Source organism: Escherichia sp. AM3, assembly GCF_032029835.1.
GTDB classification, from domain to species: Bacteria; Pseudomonadota; Gammaproteobacteria; order Enterobacterales; family Enterobacteriaceae; genus Escherichia; species Escherichia coli.
Genome location: NZ_JAVUPQ010001013.1, coordinates 1 through 267 on the forward strand (window position 1 = coordinate 1; position 267 = coordinate 267).

General features: G+C 59.9%; 1 pseudogene. It reads right to left on the reverse strand.

Annotated features, from left to right (window positions below):
* Window positions 1-267: pseudogene (locus RTW80_RS29485) on the reverse strand (MFS transporter); the annotation flags it as partial.

Below are 267 nucleotides of genomic sequence, written 5' to 3' on the forward strand. Positions count from 1 at the left end.
GAACAGGGCTAAACTGGCGAGACACATCAGCCCAAGACCCGCCACCATCAAGACCGCGGCAATTAAGAGTAAAACTCTCGGGGTAAAATGCTGCGGGCGTACCACCAGACACTGCGCCGCCAGGGTCGCCAGCGCGGCCAGGCTCAGCAGCAGCGCGACATGATGGCTGATTTGCACGGCATCGCCATTAAATAACGGGTGACGATGCGGCGATAAACCAAGCTGCATCAGGCTGACCAGTGCCGCCAGCAGCAGTGCCAGCACCAG